At 71.0% G+C, this 15,089-nt stretch carries 15 protein-coding genes; 10 read left to right on the top strand and 5 right to left on the bottom strand.

Annotated features, from left to right (window positions below):
* The first annotated feature begins 126 nt into the window (after nt 1-126).
* Together trpS and ADK36_RS07810 are read left to right on the top strand one after the other, a co-directional pair.
* The gene (trpS, locus tag ADK36_RS07815) at nt 127-1,140 is read left to right on the top strand and encodes a tryptophan--tRNA ligase (RefSeq protein ID WP_048587022.1); all 1,014 of its coding nucleotides are present in this window, start codon (nt 127-129) and stop codon (nt 1,138-1,140) included.
* Between the two features lie 232 nt (nt 1,141-1,372).
* Entirely contained in the window at nt 1,373-1,951 is a 579-nt protein-coding gene (locus tag ADK36_RS07810) for a 2'-5' RNA ligase family protein (RefSeq protein WP_048587012.1), read from the top strand.
* 130 nt (nt 1,952-2,081) lie between these two features.
* Here the strand turns inward: ADK36_RS07810 and ADK36_RS07805 are convergent, their stop codons facing one another.
* On the bottom strand, nt 2,082-2,837 hold the full coding sequence (locus tag ADK36_RS07805; protein WP_048587013.1) for a decaprenylphospho-beta-D-erythro-pentofuranosid-2-ulose 2-reductase: 756 nt from the start codon (nt 2,835-2,837) through the stop codon (nt 2,082-2,084).
* A gap of 28 nt (nt 2,838-2,865) precedes the next feature.
* Nucleotides 2,866-4,221, bottom strand: coding sequence for an FAD-binding protein (locus ADK36_RS07800; RefSeq protein ID WP_048587014.1), 1,356 nt, complete (start codon nt 4,219-4,221; stop codon nt 2,866-2,868).
* Between the two features lie 133 nt (nt 4,222-4,354).
* Between ADK36_RS07800 and ADK36_RS07795 the strand changes: the two genes are divergently transcribed.
* The 4 genes from ADK36_RS07795 to ADK36_RS07780 are packed head-to-tail and all read left to right on the top strand — an operon-like array spanning nt 4,355 to nt 7,341.
* Nucleotides 4,355-4,891, top strand: coding sequence for a phosphatase PAP2 family protein (locus tag ADK36_RS07795; protein ID WP_048587015.1), 537 nt, complete (start codon nt 4,355-4,357; stop codon nt 4,889-4,891).
* Nucleotides 4,884-5,876 (top strand): decaprenyl-phosphate phosphoribosyltransferase, encoded by a 993-nt coding sequence (locus ADK36_RS07790; protein WP_199830129.1) that lies wholly within the window; start codon nt 4,884-4,886, stop codon nt 5,874-5,876. Before ADK36_RS07795 ends, ADK36_RS07790 begins: the two co-directional genes overlap by 8 nt.
* A complete protein-coding gene (locus tag ADK36_RS07785) occupies nt 5,870-6,346 on the top strand; it encodes a GtrA family protein (RefSeq protein ID WP_048587016.1) in 477 nt (158 codons plus the stop codon). Before ADK36_RS07790 ends, ADK36_RS07785 begins: the two co-directional genes overlap by 7 nt.
* Nucleotides 6,334-7,341 (top strand): YihY/virulence factor BrkB family protein, encoded by a 1,008-nt coding sequence (locus tag ADK36_RS07780; protein WP_048587017.1) that lies wholly within the window; start codon nt 6,334-6,336, stop codon nt 7,339-7,341. The genes ADK36_RS07785 and ADK36_RS07780 overlap by 13 nt, the downstream gene beginning before the upstream one ends.
* Here the strand turns inward: ADK36_RS07780 and ADK36_RS07775 are convergent.
* Complete coding sequence (locus ADK36_RS07775) at nt 7,289-8,575, bottom strand: D-alanyl-D-alanine carboxypeptidase family protein (RefSeq protein WP_053196823.1); 1,287 nt, start codon at nt 8,573-8,575, stop codon at nt 7,289-7,291. The genes ADK36_RS07780 and ADK36_RS07775 overlap by 53 nt on opposite strands.
* A 172-nt stretch (nt 8,576-8,747) precedes the next feature.
* On the opposite strand from ADK36_RS07775, the gene ADK36_RS07770 reads away from it, so the two are divergent.
* The 4 genes from ADK36_RS07770 to ADK36_RS07755 all read left to right on the top strand — a co-directional run bounded on the left by ADK36_RS07770 (nt 8,748) and on the right by ADK36_RS07755 (nt 12,721).
* Nucleotides 8,748-8,987 carry an SCO4848 family membrane protein gene (locus tag ADK36_RS07770; RefSeq protein ID WP_053196821.1) on the top strand — a complete coding sequence of 80 codons (240 nt, stop codon included), beginning with the start codon at nt 8,748-8,750 and terminating at the stop codon, nt 8,985-8,987.
* Nucleotides 8,988-9,044: 57 nt separating this feature from the next.
* On the top strand, nt 9,045-10,481 hold the full coding sequence (locus ADK36_RS07765) for a metallophosphoesterase (RefSeq protein ID WP_053196819.1): 1,437 nt from the start codon (nt 9,045-9,047) through the stop codon (nt 10,479-10,481).
* 179 nt (nt 10,482-10,660) lie between these two features.
* Nucleotides 10,661-12,217 carry an ABC transporter substrate-binding protein gene (locus tag ADK36_RS07760; protein WP_048586749.1) on the top strand — a complete coding sequence of 519 codons (1,557 nt, stop codon included), beginning with the start codon at nt 10,661-10,663 and terminating at the stop codon, nt 12,215-12,217.
* Between the two features lie 96 nt (nt 12,218-12,313).
* The gene (locus ADK36_RS07755) at nt 12,314-12,721 is read left to right on the top strand and encodes an ATP-binding protein (RefSeq protein ID WP_048586750.1); all 408 of its coding nucleotides are present in this window, start codon (nt 12,314-12,316) and stop codon (nt 12,719-12,721) included.
* A 72-nt stretch (nt 12,722-12,793) separates the two neighbouring features.
* Here the strand turns inward: ADK36_RS07755 and ADK36_RS07750 are convergent, their stop codons facing one another.
* Complete coding sequence (locus ADK36_RS07750; RefSeq protein WP_048586751.1) at nt 12,794-14,254, bottom strand: sensor histidine kinase; 1,461 nt, start codon at nt 14,252-14,254, stop codon at nt 12,794-12,796.
* The gene (locus tag ADK36_RS07745) at nt 14,251-14,976 is read right to left on the bottom strand and encodes a response regulator transcription factor (protein ID WP_053196818.1); all 726 of its coding nucleotides are present in this window, start codon (nt 14,974-14,976) and stop codon (nt 14,251-14,253) included. The genes ADK36_RS07750 and ADK36_RS07745 overlap by 4 nt, the downstream gene beginning before the upstream one ends.
* Nucleotides 14,977-15,089 lie beyond the last annotated feature (113 nt).

Raw genomic sequence — 15,089 nt, 5'->3', positions numbered from 1 at the left:
CCTCATCGACGATGCGGCCCCCCTCCCGCGTCCTCACACCTTTGTTACACCGCGGAAGACGGATCGGTTCCCATCTGTTTCCGACCAGTTCCGGACCCGCCCCCGAGACCTGAGAGAATGGTGAGCATGGCCTCTGACCGACCCCGCGTGCTCTCCGGAATCCAGCCCACCGCAGGCTCGTTCCACCTCGGCAACTACCTCGGCGCCGTCCGCCAGTGGGTTGCCCTCCAGGAGTCCCACGACGCGTTCTACATGGTCGTCGACCTGCATGCGATCACGCTCCCGCAGGACCCCGCCGACCTGCGCGCCAACACCCGCCTGGCCGCCGCTCAGCTCCTCGCGGCCGGACTCGACCCCGAGCGCTGCACGCTCTTCGTCCAGAGCCATGTCCCCGAGCACGCCCAGCTCGCCTGGGTCATGAACTGTCTCACCGGCTTCGGCGAGGCGTCCCGCATGACCCAGTTCAAGGACAAGTCCGCCAAGCAGGGCGCGGACCGGGCCTCCGTCGGCCTGTTCACGTACCCGATCCTGCAGATCGCGGACATCCTGCTGTACCAGGCCAACGAGGTCCCGGTCGGCGAGGACCAGCGGCAGCACATCGAGCTCACCCGTGACCTCGCCACGCGCTTCAACGGTCGCTTCGGCGAGACCTTCACACTCCCGAAGCCGTACATCCTCAAGGAGACGGCGAAGATCTACGACCTTCAGGACCCGTCGATCAAGATGAGCAAGTCGGCGTCCACGCCGAAGGGCCTCATCAACCTGCTCGACGAGCCCAAGGCCACCGCCAAGAAGGTCAAGAGCGCGGTCACCGACACCGACACCGTCATCCGCTACGACGCCGTGGACAAGCCGGGCGTCAGCAACCTGCTCACGATCTACTCGACCCTCACGGGTGCGGGAATCGCGGAACTGGAGCAGAAGTACGACGGCAAGGGCTACGGTGCGCTCAAGACGGACCTCGCCGAGGTCATGGTCGAGTTCGTGACGCCCTTCCGGGAGCGCACCCAGCAGTACCTGGACGACCCGGAGACGCTGGACTCGATCCTGGCCAAGGGTGCGGAGAAGGCGCGTGCCGTCGCCGCGGAGACGCTCTCCCAGGCGTACGACAAGGTGGGCTTCCTGCCCGCCAAGCACTGAGCCCGCACCACGGCACACGGCCGGAACACGGCCGTACCACCGCAAGCGCTGCACATCACTACGGTTGCGCCTGCCCGCGGCACGGCCGTGGCCGTACAGTCGATAGCCGAGTGGCCGTATCAGCGGCCACTCACGCTCACAACAGGGTATGAGCTCACAACAGGGCAATGTGCTCACAACAAGACGCGCTGCTCGCGACGGGCGAGCTCACCGACAGACGACAGGAGACGACGTGGGGACCGTAACGATCGGCGTGTCGATCGCGGTCCCGGAGCCTCACGGCAGCCTGCTCCAGGAGCGGCGCGCGGGCTTCGGCGACGCCGCGGCGCACGGCATCCCCACGCACGTCACACTGCTGCCGCCGACGGAGGTCGACGCCGCGCTGCTGCCGGCGATCGAGGCACACCTCGTCGAGGTCGCGGCCGCGGGCCGGCCCTTCCCGATGCGGCTGTCCGGCACCGGCACCTTCCGGCCGCTCTCGCCGGTCGTCTTCGTCCAGGTCGTCGAGGGTGCCGAAGCCTGCACCTGGCTGCAGAAGCAGGTCCGCGACGCCTCCGGGCCCGTCGCACGCGAGCTCCAGTTCCCGTATCACCCGCATGTCACCGTCGCGCACGGCATCGACGACGAGTCGATGGACCGCGCGTTCGAGGAACTGGCCGACTACCGGGCCGAGTGGCCCTGCACCGGCTTCGCCCTCTACGAGCAGGGCGCCGACGGTGTGTGGCGCAAGCTGAGGGACTTCGTTTTCGGAGGGCCGGTGGTTCCGCCGCAGCCGGGCTCGGTGGAGCGCGGCTCGATCCCGGCGAGTTAGCTCCGCCGGTCGGGCGGGAGGGCGTGCCGGGGTGTGTTGAGTTTCGGCTGCGGGTGCGTCGTGGCTGGGCGCGCGGTTCCCCACGCCCCTGGAGGCGCTGCCGCGCCTTGAGGGCGTGCCGGGCCGTGGTCTAGATCGGCAGGCGGCGGAACAGAGCTCGTGGGGCGTGTCGTAGGGCCGACATCACCAGGCGGAGCGCGCCCGGTACCCATACCGTCTCCGAGCGGCGTCGCAGGCCCACTTCGATCGCTGTCGCGACCGCCTCCGGGGTGGTCGCGAGGGGGGCCTCGGCCAGGCCGGCGGTCATCTTGGAACGTACGAAGCCGGGGCGTACGACCATGACGTGGACGCCGGTGCCGTGCAGGGCGTCGCCCAGGCCCTGGGTGAAGGCGTCGAGGCCGGCCTTGCTGGAGCCGTAGATGAAGTTGGCGCGGCGGGCCCGCTCGCCGGCGACGGAGGAGAGGACGACCAGCGAGCCGTGTCCCTGGTTCTGGAGGGCGCTCGCGCTGACCAGGGTCGCCGACACGGCGCCCGTGTAGTTGGTCTGGGCTACCCGCACCGCGCTCAGCGGCTCACGCTCGTCGTGCGCCTGGTCGCCGAGGATCCCGAAGGCGAGCAGCACCATGTCGATGTCGCCCTCCGCGAAGACCTTGCCGAGCGCCGGCTCGTGGGACTCGGGGTCGAGCGCGTCGAAAGCCACCGTCCGCACGTCGGCGCCCAGTGCGCGCAGCTCGGCCGCGGACTGCTCCAGGGCGGGCGACGGGCGGCCCGCCAGCCACACCGTGCGGGTGCGGCGCGCGATCATGCGGCGTGCGGTGGCCAGCGCGATCTCGGACGTACCGCCGAGGACGAGCAGGGACTGGGGGAGGCCGAAGGCGTCCTTCACGACAGCTCCTAGAGATCTGATGGTGGTTCTACAGGGCGAGGCGGCGGGCCAGGTCGGACACGAACACGCCGCGCGGGTCCAGCTCCGCGCGCAGTGAGCGGAAGGCGTCCAGGCGCGGGTACATCGCGGCGAGCGACTCGGGTCGCAGCCGGGAGTCCTTGGCGAGGTAGACACGCCCGCCCGCCGCGGCCACGTCCTCGTCCAGCGTGTCGAGGAGTGCGCCGAGGCCGGGCAGGGCGGCCGGGATGTCCAGGGCCAGCGTCCAGCCGGGCAAGGGGAAGGAGAGCCAGCCGGGGTCGGCGTCCCCGAAGCGTTTGAGGACGGCCAGGAAGGACGGGCAGCGGTGCTCGGAGATGCGCCGCACGATGCGGCGCAGCGTCTCCTCCTGACCGTGTCCGACGACGAACTGGTACTGCACGAAGCCGCCCCGGCCGTAGATCCGGTTCCAGTGCGGCACGCCGTCCAGGGGGTGGAAGAAGGTGGAGAGCTTCTGTAGTTCGCCGGTACGCGCGCGTGGAGCCCTGCGGTACCAGAGTTCGTTGAAACAGGCCACGGTACGGCGGTTCAGCAGGCCCTCCGGCAGGTGGGCGGGCGCGGGCGGAAGGCGGGAGGGGCGAAAGGCGAGCGGGTCCCTACGCGCGCGCGTGCCTTCGCGCAGGGCGTCCAGGGGCGCGTGGTCCCCGCGGGTCAGCACCGCGCGCCCGGTCGCCGCGCCGCGCGCCAGCAGGTCGACCCAGGCCACCGAGTAGCGGTAGTGGTCGTCGGTGGCGGCCAGTCGGGCCATGAGGTCGTCGAGGTCCCGCGCGCGCTCGGTGTCGACCGACATCAGCGAGGTCTGCACCGGCTGGAGTTGGACCGTGGCGGTGAGGATCACGCCGGTCAGGCCCATGCCGCCGGTGGTCGCGTCGAACAGGGGCGTGTCGCGGCGGACGGTGCGGATCTCGCCGTCGGCGGTGAGGAGTTCCAGCGACAGCACATGGCGGGAGAAGGAGCCCGAGACATGGTGGTTCTTGCCGTGGATGTCGGCGCCGATCGCGCCGCCGACCGTCACCTGGCGGGTGCCGGGCGTCACTGGCACGAACCAGCCGAGCGGGAGCAGTACCCGCATCAGCCGGTGCAGCGATACACCCGCGTCGCACGAGACGGTGCCGCCGTCGACGTCGATCGCGTGGATGCGGTCCAGGCCGGTCATGTCGAAGACCGCGCCCCCGGCGTTCTGCGCCGCGTCCCCGTAGGCCCGCCCCAGGCCCCTCGGAATGCCCCCGCGCACTCCGCAGCCCCGGACGGCCGCCACGGCCTCCTCGTAGGTCCTGGGGCGGATCAGACGGGCGACGGTGGGGGCGGTGCGGCCCCATCCCGTGACGGAGACGGTGTCAGCAGGCATGTCGGCGACCGTAGCGTCCGTATGTGAGCGATCAGTTATGAAACATCCATGCTCTCCCCGAAATGGGTGATTAATGGGATGTCGCCCAATATTGCCGTAATTCTGGCTGTGTCGACGTGAACAGTGAATCCACATGGACCACCTCGACGACATCGACCGACGAAGCCTCAGAGGGGCGGACCACAGAATCCTTTCGGCGTTGTATGCCGGTGGCCGCGACCCACACGTCGCCACCGCCGCGCGGGCCCTTTCCCGGGTGGGTGAGCACGGCACGCTGTGGCTGGCGGCGGGACTCGCGGGGGCCCTCGTGGACGGGCGGCGACGTGGCGCCTGGTTGCGCGGCACGGCGCTCACCGCGGGTGCGCACCTCGCCAGCATGGGGGTGAAAAGGGTGGTTCGCCGCCCGCGCCCGGCGCACGTCCAGCCCCTGGTGCGCACCCTCGGCAGGCACTCCTTCCCCAGCTCCCACGCGGCCTCCGCCGCGGCTGCCGCCGTCGCCTTCGGCGCGCTCGGCGCGTACGCGGTCGCGCCGCTCGCCGCCGCGATGTGCGTGTCGCGCCTGGTCGTCGGCGTGCACTACCCCTCCGACGTGGCGGCGGGCGTGGCACTGGGGGCGCTCACCGCGCGCGCCGGGGCGCGCTGGATGAGGAAGGGGGTCGCCCATGGCTGAGATCGCGCCCCTGACGAGTGCCGCACGCATCAGGGAAGCGGCGCTGCACGCGCAGCGCACGCCCCCGCGACAGGCCGTACCGCCACCCCGAAAAGGCGGCCCGGGCGCGCTGTTGAAAGGCATCGTCAAGACCGCGCGCCCCAAGCAGTGGGTCAAGAACATCCTGGTCATCGCCGCGCCGGCCGCCGCCGGCCGGCTCTTCTCGGCCCACGCCCTGATCCAACTCGGCCTGGTCTTCGCCCTCTTCACCGCCTGTGCCGCCGCCGTCTACCTGATCAACGACGCCCGGGACGCCGAGGCGGACCGCGCGCACCCCACCAAACGCCGCCGCCCGGTCGCGGCCGGACAGGTGCCCGTACCGGTCGCGTACGCCGTCGGAGGCACCCTCGCCGTCCTCGCGCCGGCCGCCGCGGCCTGGCTGACCCCACCCGCCGTCGCGGCCCTGCTCACGGCGTACATCGGCATGCAACTCGCGTACTGCGTCAGCCTCAAGCACGTTCTGGTGGTCGACCTCGCCGTCGTCACGACCGGGTTCCTGATGCGGGCGATGGTCGGCGGGCTCGCGCTGGGCATCCCGCTGTCGCGCTGGTTCCTGATCACGACCGGATTCGGGGCGCTGTTCATGGTGTCGGCCAAGCGCTACTCCGAGGCCGTGCGGATGGCCGGGAAAGCGGGCGCCACGCGCGCGTTGCTCACCGAGTACACCACCGGCTATCTGCGCTTCGTCTGGCAGTTGGCGGCCGGGGTCGCCGTCCTGGGGTACTGCCTGTGGGCCCTGGAGGAGGGCGGCGACCCGCACACCGGCGTGCTGCCCTGGCGTCAGCTGTCCATGGTCGCCTTCATCCTCGCGATCCTGCGGTACGCCGTCTTCGCCGACCGCGGCACCGCCGGCGAACCCGAGGACGTCGTCCTGCACGACCGCGCGCTCGCCGTCATCGGGGTGGTGTGGCTGGCGATGTACGGCTTGGCGGTGGCCAATTGGTAGGCACGCGCGCGTGGCGCAGCCCACCGGAGGCCCTCGGCACGCGCGCGTGGGGCGGTCGGCGCGAACTCCTCGGCTTCGCCGCCGTCGGCCTCCTCGCCTACTCCGTCGACCTCGCCCTCTTCACCTGGCTCCGCGGCCCCGCGGCCCTCGACCCCCTCACGGCCAAGGCCCTCTCCTTCGTCGCCGGCTGCACGGTCGCCTACGCCGGGAACGCCCTCGGCACCTACCGCCACACCCGCCCGAGGGGCCTGCGCCCCTACGCCGTCTTCTTCGGGGTGAACGTCGCCGGAGCGGCCGTACAACTCCTGTGTCTCACCGTGAGCCACTACGGCCTCGGCCTCACCTCCCAGCGCGCGGACACCGTCTCCGGAGCGGGAATCGGCATGGCGCTGGCGACTGTCCTGCGGTTTTGGGGCACTCGGACATTGGTCTTCCGCGCGGAGGGCAGAGTCGGATCATGGACTGGCTGAAGAAACTTCCCGTCGTCGGGTCCACGGTGACCCGGCTGATGACCACGCACGCGTGGCGGTCGTACGAGCGCATGGACCGGGTGAAGTGGACTCGGTTGGCCGCCGCGATGACGTTCACCAGTTTTGTCGCGCTGTTCCCGCTGCTCACCGTGGCCGCGGCGATCGCCGCCGCCACGCTCAGCAAGGAGCAGCAGGACAAGCTGGAGGACAGGCTCACCGACCAGGTGCCCGGCATCTCCGACCAGCTCGACATCGACGCGCTGGTCCAGAACGCCGGCACCGTCGGCCTCATCGCCGGTGCCCTCCTGCTGTTCACCGGCATCGGCTGGGTCGGCTCCATGCGCGAGTGTCTGCGCGCGGTGTGGGAGCTGCCCGAGGACGAGGGCAACCCTGTGCTGCGCAAGGCCAAGGACGCGGGCGTCCTGGTCGGCTTCGGCGGCGCCGTGCTCCTGACGCTCGCGGCCTCCGCCGTCGCCTCCGCCATGGTCGGCTGGATCACCCGGCAGCTCGGCATCGACGAGGGCGGCTGGGGCGGGGTGCTGCTGCAGATCGCCGCCTTCCTCGTCGCCGTACTCGCCGACTTCCTGCTTCTGCTGTACGTCCTGACCCTGCTGCCCCGCGTCGAACCGCCGCGCCGCCGGCTGATGGTGGCCGCGCTGATCGGCGCGGTCGGGTTCGAACTGCTGAAGCTGCTGCTCAGCGGCTACATGCAGGGCGTGGCCACGAAGAGCATGTACGGCGCTTTCGGCGTGCCGGTCGCGCTGCTGCTGTGGATCAACTTCACCGCGAAGCTGGTGGTGTTCTGCGCCGCCTGGACGGCGACGCAGGGCAAGGAGTCGGAGCTCGTCGACGAGTCCGGTGAGCCCGACCAGTCCGAGGAGCCCGGTGGGTCCGGGGAGCCGGACGGGCCGGACGAGCCCGGCCGGCCCGGGAAACCCGGACTCAGGAACGGCCCCGACGGCGCACCAGGTCGGGCAGCGGCCACCGGCGGTTGATCAGGAAGGCGCCTGCCGCGAGCAGCACCAGCAGCCCGCCGGCGATCCCGAGCGCGGTCCCCATGCCGCTCGAACCGCCCGCGGCCGAGGCACCCACCGCAGGCTTCGAGGACTTCTCCGCGTCCCCGGCGCCACCGGCCTCCCCGGCGTCGTTCGCACCCGGCTGGGCGCTGGCCTGCGTCGCGCTCCTCGGCGCCACCAGCTCACCCACCGGCTGCACCTTGCCGGCCGCCTGGAAGCCCCAGTCGAAGAGCCGCGCGGTCTCCTTGTAGACCTCGTTGTGCTCGCTCTTCTCCGGGTTCATGACGGTGACGAGCAGCACCTTGCCGCCCCGCTCGGCGACGCCCGTGAAGGTGGCACCGGCGTTGGTGGTGTTGCCGTTCTTGACGCCCGCGATGCCCTGGTAGACGGGGACGTCGCTGTCGCCCGCCAGCAGCCGGTTGGTGTTCTGGATCTCGAAGGACTCGCGGACCGACTTGCCCTTCTTGTTCTTCGTCGTCTGGCCCGGGAACTTGGCGGTGACGGTCGAGCAGTACTCGCGGAAGTCCTTCTTCTGGAGCCCGGAACGGGCGATCAGCGTCAGGTCGTACGCCGACGAGACCTGGCGGGGAGCGTCGTAGCCGTCGGGCGACACCGCGTTCGTGTCGAGGGCCTGGAGCTCCTCGGCGTGCTCGTTCATCTCCTTGACGGTCTTGTCGATCCCGCCGTTCATCTTCGACAGCACGTGCACGGCGTCGTTGCCCGAGCGCAGGAAGACCCCGAGCCACAGGTCGTGGACGGAGTAGGTCTCGCCCTCCTTTATCCCGACCAGGCTGGAGCCGGACCCGATGTCCGCCAGGTCGGACGGGACGACCTTGTGCTTCGTGGTCTTGGGGAACCTCGGCAGCACCGTGTCGGCGAACAGCATCTTCATGGTGCTCGCGGGCGGCAGCCGCCAGTGCGCGTTGTGCGCGGCGAGCACATCGCCGGACTCGGCGTCGGCGACGACCCAGGAGCGCGCCGTCAGGTCCTTGGGCAGCACGGGGACGCCGCCCGCGAGGTTCACCTGCGTGCCGGGCTGCCCCAGCCGCTCGCCGCCCACGGTCGACATGTTCGCCGGCGGAGTGGCCGACGGGGTCGTACTCGGTGACGGCTTGGGGGCCGCGTAGGAGACGGGCGCGGCCAGCGCGAGGGACGACACGACGGCGGAAGTGACCAGCAGGGCACGCCTGGCGGTCTTCTTGGGTGCGGGCACGAGCGAGAACGTACATGCCGTTCCCATGGAAGTCCCGTTTCTGCCCCCACCCCGCTCGGAGGGCCGGACCCGGGACGGTGATACTGAACGCATGCTGTGCCCATCCGGGGGACACTCCCCGGACCCCCGGCCGACTGCGGGTGCCCAGCGCTGCGATGAAAGGTCAGTTCTTGTGAAGCTCAGCCGCCCCGTCTCCTGGTTCCTGCTCGCCTTCGGGGTGTGGAGCTGGGTCATCTGGGCCACTTTCGTCAAAAACCTGATCAAGGACAGCAGCGGGCTCGCGTTCGACGACGGTCACCCGACGGCGTACTTCTGGGTGCACCTGGTGCTCGCTGTCGTCTCCTTCGTATTGGGGACGGTCGTCGGGGTCATCGGGTTGCGTGGAGTACGCGCACTGCGCCGGACGTCATAGGAACTCGGCCAGGTCGCGGGACGTTCACTCGTCACGCAAGGGAAAGGGAACGTCGGCGTGGTCATCGTCTTCGCGCTTGTCGCACTGCTCGTGGTGTCCGTTCTGGTGGCGGGTAACTGGTGGCTGTGGCGCCGTCTGTTCCGTGACACGACCCGTGGCCCCGGGTTCGTGCGCCGCGTCGGCGTGGTGGTGATCGCCGGTGGCTGGGCCCTGACGGTGGGTGCCCTCGTCGCCGAGCGCTCGGGCGCGCCCTTCTGGCTCCAGCAGGTCCTCGCCTGGCCGGGCTTCATGTGGCTGGCCCTGTCGATGTACCTGATCCTGGGCGTGCTGGCGGGCGAGGCCGTACGGCCCCTGCTGAGACGGTGGCTCGAGCGGCGGGCGCGCACCGGGGAGGCCGTACGACAGCCGGAGGCGGCACCGGCGGAAGTGACGGCGGGTGTGACAGCGGCGCCAACGACCGTCCCGGCCTCGACGCCCAAGGCGGGCTCGATCTCGGCGTCCACGACCGTGTCGGCGTCCACCGCCGGCTCGGCCTCGGCGCTCACCGCCGACCCCCTCCCGGCCCCCGGGACCGACTCGTCCTCCGGGTCCGCGACCGACCCCGACCCGGCATCCGCCCCTGGCTCCGCCGACCCCTCCCACCCCCTTGCCTCCCGCCCCCTCGCCACCCCCACCCGCCGCCTCTTCGTCTCCCGGGTCGTCGCCGGCGCCGCTGCCGCGGCCGCCGTCGGGACCGTCGGGTACGGCACCTACGGCGTCGTCAGAGGCCCGAAGGTGAAGCGGGTCACCGTCCCGCTGGCCAAGCTCCCGCGCGCGGCGCACGGCTACCGCATCGCGGTCGTGAGCGACGTCCATCTGGGCCCGGTCCTGGGCCGCGGCTTCGCGCAGAAGGTCGTCGACGCCATCAACGGCACCCAGCCCGACCTCATCGCGGTGGTCGGCGACCTGGTCGACGGCAGCGTGAAGGACCTCGGCCCGGCGGCGGCCCCGCTCGCCGGGCTCCGGGCGAGACACGGAGCGTTCTTCGTCACCGGCAACCACGAGTACTTCTCGGGCGCCGAGCAGTGGGTCGACGAGGTACGCCGCCTGGGCCTGCGCCCGCTGGAGAACGCCCGGACCGAGATGCCCCACTTCGACCTGGCCGGTGTCAACGACATCGCGGGCGAGAGCGAGGGCCAGGGCCCCGACTTCGCCAAGGCCCTCGGCGACCGGGACAGGGCACGCGCGTGCGTGCTCCTCGCCCATCAGCCGGTGCAGATCCACGACGCCGTCGACCACGGCGTCGACCTCCAGCTCTCCGGCCACACCCACGGTGGCCAGCTCTGGCCGGGCAACCTCCTCGCGGGCATGGCGAACCCGACGGTGGCCGGCCTGGACCGCTACGGCGACACCCAGCTGTACGTCAGCCGGGGCGCGGGCGCCTGGGGGCCGCCCACGCGCGTGGGTGCCCCGTCGGACATCACGGTGATCGAGCTGGCGTCCCGTCAGGCCTGAGGCTTTGAACAGCCTGTGAAACCCGCCGGAAACACCCGTAGGTAAGTTCTTTCCCATGTCACCAGAAAGCCCTTCCCCCTGATGAAACACGTGTGATTAGGTGTGCGCGCCACTTAGGGGAGTGGCTCGAATTCACTGCTCATGTGGGGCCCGCGGAGGGCCGGGGAGAGGGCACACCCATGCGTTCGATTCGCATGCGGATTCTCGCGACGCTGCTCGTGCTGGCGGCCGTGGGAGTAGGCGGCTGGCAGTTGCTGCCGTCGCAGCAGGACGAGAACAGGACCATCACGGTCGGCACGACGGACGCCGTCACCTCGCTCGATCCGGCCGGCGCCTATGACGCCGGCTCCTGGGCGCTGTTCAACAACGTCTTCCAGTCACTGCTGACCTTTGAGCCGGGCGGCGTCGCGCCCGTGCCGGACGCGGCCGAGAGCTGTGCCTTCGTCGGCACCGACCTGGAGACCTACCGCTGCGAACTGCGCGAGGGCCTCACCTTCCCGAGCGGGCGAGCCATGACCGCGCAGGACGTCAAGTACTCCTTCGACCGCGTCAAGCGGATCAAGTCGGACGTCGGCCCGTCCTCCCTGCTGAGCACCCTCGGCTCGGTGAACGCGAGCGGGCGTACGGTCACCTTCCGGCTGTCGTCGCCGGACGCCACGTTCCCGCTCAAGGTGGCCACCGGGGCGGGCGCCATCGTCGACCGCGAGAAGTACCCGCCCGGCGCGCTGCGCAAGGACAACGCTGTCGACGGCACCGGCCCGTACACGCTGACTTCGTACACGAAGGACAAGGACGCCGTCCTCAGCCCCAACGCGCACTACAAGGGCGCCCTCAAGGGAACCGGCCGCCCCGTCGAACTGCGTTACTACACCGACGCGGACGCCCTCGGCAGCGCCTGGAAGGCGAAGCGGATCGACGTCGCCACCCGCACGCTGCCGCCGGAGGTGCTGGCCGGACTGAACGCCGCCGACCCGGGCCAGCGTGTCTCCGAGGCCGACAGCTCCGAGATCCGCAACCTCTACTTCAACACCCGCAAGGGCTCGCCGCTGCACGACGTCCGGGTCCGGCAGGCCATGGCCTGGCTGATCGACCGCGAGCGGCTGGCGGCGACGGTGTACAAGGGGACCGTCGACCCGCTGTTCTCGCTGATCCCGACGGGGATCACCGGCCACACGACGTCGTTCTTCGACACCTATCCCGAGCTGAGCACCGCCAAGGCGCGCGCCCTGCTTACCGAGGCCGGCGTGAGTCTGCCCGTCCGCTTCACCTACGGCTATGCCACGGGCCGCGGCGCCGGAGCCGAGGAGGCCGCGGAGATCAAGCGGCAACTGGAGGCGAGCGGCCTGTTCAAGGTGACGCTCAAGGGCTACGAGTGGACCGACTTCCAAAAGCGCTGGGCGAGCGGCAGGCTCGACGCGTACGCCGTCGGCTGGGTCGCCGACTTCCCCGATCCGGACACCTACGGCGGCCCGCTCGTCGGCACCAAGGGCACCATGAACACCGGGTACAGCGACAAGGCCGTGGACCAGCTGATCACGGCCAGCCAGCAGTACGCCGACCGCAGCGAGGCCACGAAGGACTTCCGCCTGCTCCAGGAGGCCGTCGCCCGCGACGTCCCGGTGATCCCGCTGTGGCAGGCCAAGGAGTACGTCGTCGCCAGCGAGGAGGTCGGCGGCGGCCAGTACCTCTCGGACGGAACCGGTGTGTTCCGGCTCTGGCGCCTCACCTGGATCTGACGCGATCTCGCCACGTTGGCAATTCCCCTGGTGATGCAAGGGGACCACTCGGCGCTGCACCATGTGACGGAGGTGTGCGCGGGGTGAGGAGCAAACGTGTTGAGACGCAACGCCTTCCGGCTGCCCCGGCATCCTGCGTCGGTCGGTCTCGCCCGGCGCCGGGTCCGGGACCATCTGACCGACTGGGGGCACGGGCCACGGGATCCGGCACTTGAGGACGCGGTGCTGCTCGTCTCCGAGCTGGCCACCAACGTCGTACGCCACGGCCCCCTGTTGGAGCGCGAGTTCGAGGTCGGCGTGACAGCGCTGGCCGACGGCTCCTGCCTGATCGAGGTGTCGGACGAGGGCCGGCTGGAACCGCGTTCACGTGTGGTGGGGGAGTGGGAGGAGACCGGGCGTGGCCTGCACCTGGTGGAGAACGTGGCCGCGGCGTGGGGTGTGTGGGGCCGGGGGCGACACGGGAAGACGGTCTGGGCACTGATCCTCGCCGACGCCAACCCATGAGAGCCGGCAAGGCTTTACGGCCGTGAAGGCGACCCACTCGTAGGCCCCTACTCGCGGCCCCCGTCCGCAGCGTCACCGTGACGGCGGCAGCGTCACCGTCACCGCCAGCCCCTCACCCGGCGCCGTCCGCACCGCGACCTCCCCGCCGTGCGCCTCCACCACCCCCTGCACGATCGCCATCCCCAGCCCGCTGCCGGCGCCGCCGCCGGCCCGGAAGAACCGGTCGAAGACGCGCGCCGCGTCCTCCTCGCACAGCCCCGGCCCCTTGTCCTCGACCCACAGCCGCACGACCCCGTCCGCCCGCTCCACCCCCAGCCGCACCGGCACATCGGCGGGTGTGTGGGTGCGGACGTTGCTCAGCAGGTTGCCCAGCACCTGGCGCAGCCCCGACTCGTCGGCGTGCACCAGCAGCGCGCCTTCGGCGCCGACCGTGATCGGCCGTTCCGGCTGCTGCACCCGCAGGTCCTCGGCGGCCTCGCGCACCAGGCGGCTCAGGTCGACGTTGCGGAAGCGCAGTTCGGGCCGCTGGTCGAGACGGGCGAGGGTGAGCAGCTCGTCGACGAGGCGCCCCATGCGGTCGACCTCGCCGTTCATCCGGTCCCAGACCCGCTTGCGCTCGGCCGGTTCCGGCAGCATCCCCTTGTCGTACAGCTGGAGGTACCCGCGTATCGCGGACAGCGGGGTGCGCAGCTCGTGCGAGGCGTCGCCGACGAAGCGGCGCAGCTGGGCCGTGCTGCGCTCGCGCGTGCGGTACGCCGACTCCACCTGGTGGAGCATGGAGTTGAGGGCGACCCGGAGCTGTTCCACCTCCAGGGTCGAGTCGCGGCTGGAGGGGATCCGCCGGGTCAGATCGCCCTCGGCGATGGCCGACGAGGTCTCCACCATGTCCTCCAGCGGCCGCATCCAGCGCAGCACACCGATCATGGTCAGACAGGCGAGCAGCGCCAGCAGTACGGTGCCGACGGCCAGGTCCATCTTGAGCGCCTTGCCCATGCCCTCGTGCAGGCCCTCCGTCGACATGCCGATCAGCACGACGGTGCCGTCCGACAGCCGCGCGCCGGCCATGCGGTAGCGGTCGCCCTCGACCCGTACGTCCCGAGGGTCCTCGTCGTCGGCGAGGGCGACCGGGTCCTTCGCGGCGGCGGCGAGCGCGTGCTGGCGGGGTGTCGGCTTCAGCGGGCCCAGGGCCACCGGCTTTCCCGCGGAGTCGACCGCGACGTACACCATCGTCGGGCTCGGCAGCGGATCCGTGTCCGTGGCGTCGTCGCCGGTGAACCTGTCCAGCGCGATGCCCAGTTCGCTCAGCGACTCGATCTGCCGGAGGGTGAACCCGGCGTTCCCCAGCGTGGTCCGCGCGCTCTTCAGCTCGGTGTCCACCTTGTCGAGCAGATAGAACCGCGCCGTCATCAGGCTGACGGCGGTCGCGACGACGATGCCGACGGCCAGCAGTGCCACGTTCGCCAGCGTCAGCTTGCCGCGCAGCGAGTGGACGCCGCGCCGGGGGCAGGCGCCGAAGATCCTGGGAACCTTCATGCCAGCCCGTATCCGACGCCACGCCGCGTGGTGATGACCGGCGGCCCCAGGGTGTCCAGCTTGCGTCGCAGATAGCTGATGTAGGTCTCCACGACGGTCGACTCGGGCGGCGTGTGCTCGTACTGCCAGACGTGGCGCAGGAGTTGCTCCTTGGGGACGATCCGGCCGCCGTTGCGCACCAGGAAGCGCAGCAGGGCGTACTCGGTGGGGGTGAGTTCGACGGTGTGGCCCGCGCGGCGCACCGAGTACGTCGTCTCGTCCAGCTCCAGGTCGCCGTACCGCAGGGGTGGCCGCTGGGGGAGGACATCGGCCATGGGGGTCCCCCCGCGCGAGCCGGTTCGGGCGTGGGGGAGGGTGCGGCGCAGCACCGCTGTGATGCGGGCGACGACCTCGTCGATGTTGAACGGCTTGGTGATGTAGTCGTCGCCGAAGCCGAGGGCGCCGACGATCTCGGCGGGCGAGTCGCGCGCGGTGAGGAAGACGAGCGCCAAGTCCGGGCGGCGCTCGCGCAGTTCATGCCCGAGGGCGCGGCCGTCCCCGTCCGGGAGCATGACGTCGAGCAGCGCCACGTCGGGGCGCGTGCGCTCGGCGAGGGTGAGCGCCTCGCGGACCGTGCCCGCGATCAGGACCTCGAACCGGTGGTAGCGCAGGGCGATGGCGAGGACGTCGGCGATGCTCTCCTCGTCCTCCACGACCAGCACGGTGCCAGAACCCGTCGTCATGCCCCCAGTATCGGCGGGGCCACTGACAGTCGGGCGGGTTCGCCCTTTGGAGTTCCTTGAGAGTCATGGCCGTCGACTGCCACGCGCGCGTGCCGCCGTCAATCCTGTTGCCC

It is taken from the genome of Streptomyces viridochromogenes (assembly GCF_001270495.1).
In the GTDB taxonomy this organism is placed as follows: domain Bacteria; phylum Actinomycetota; class Actinomycetes; order Streptomycetales; family Streptomycetaceae; genus Streptomyces; species Streptomyces viridochromogenes_A.
This window is presented reverse-complemented; position numbering and strand designations above follow the sequence as displayed.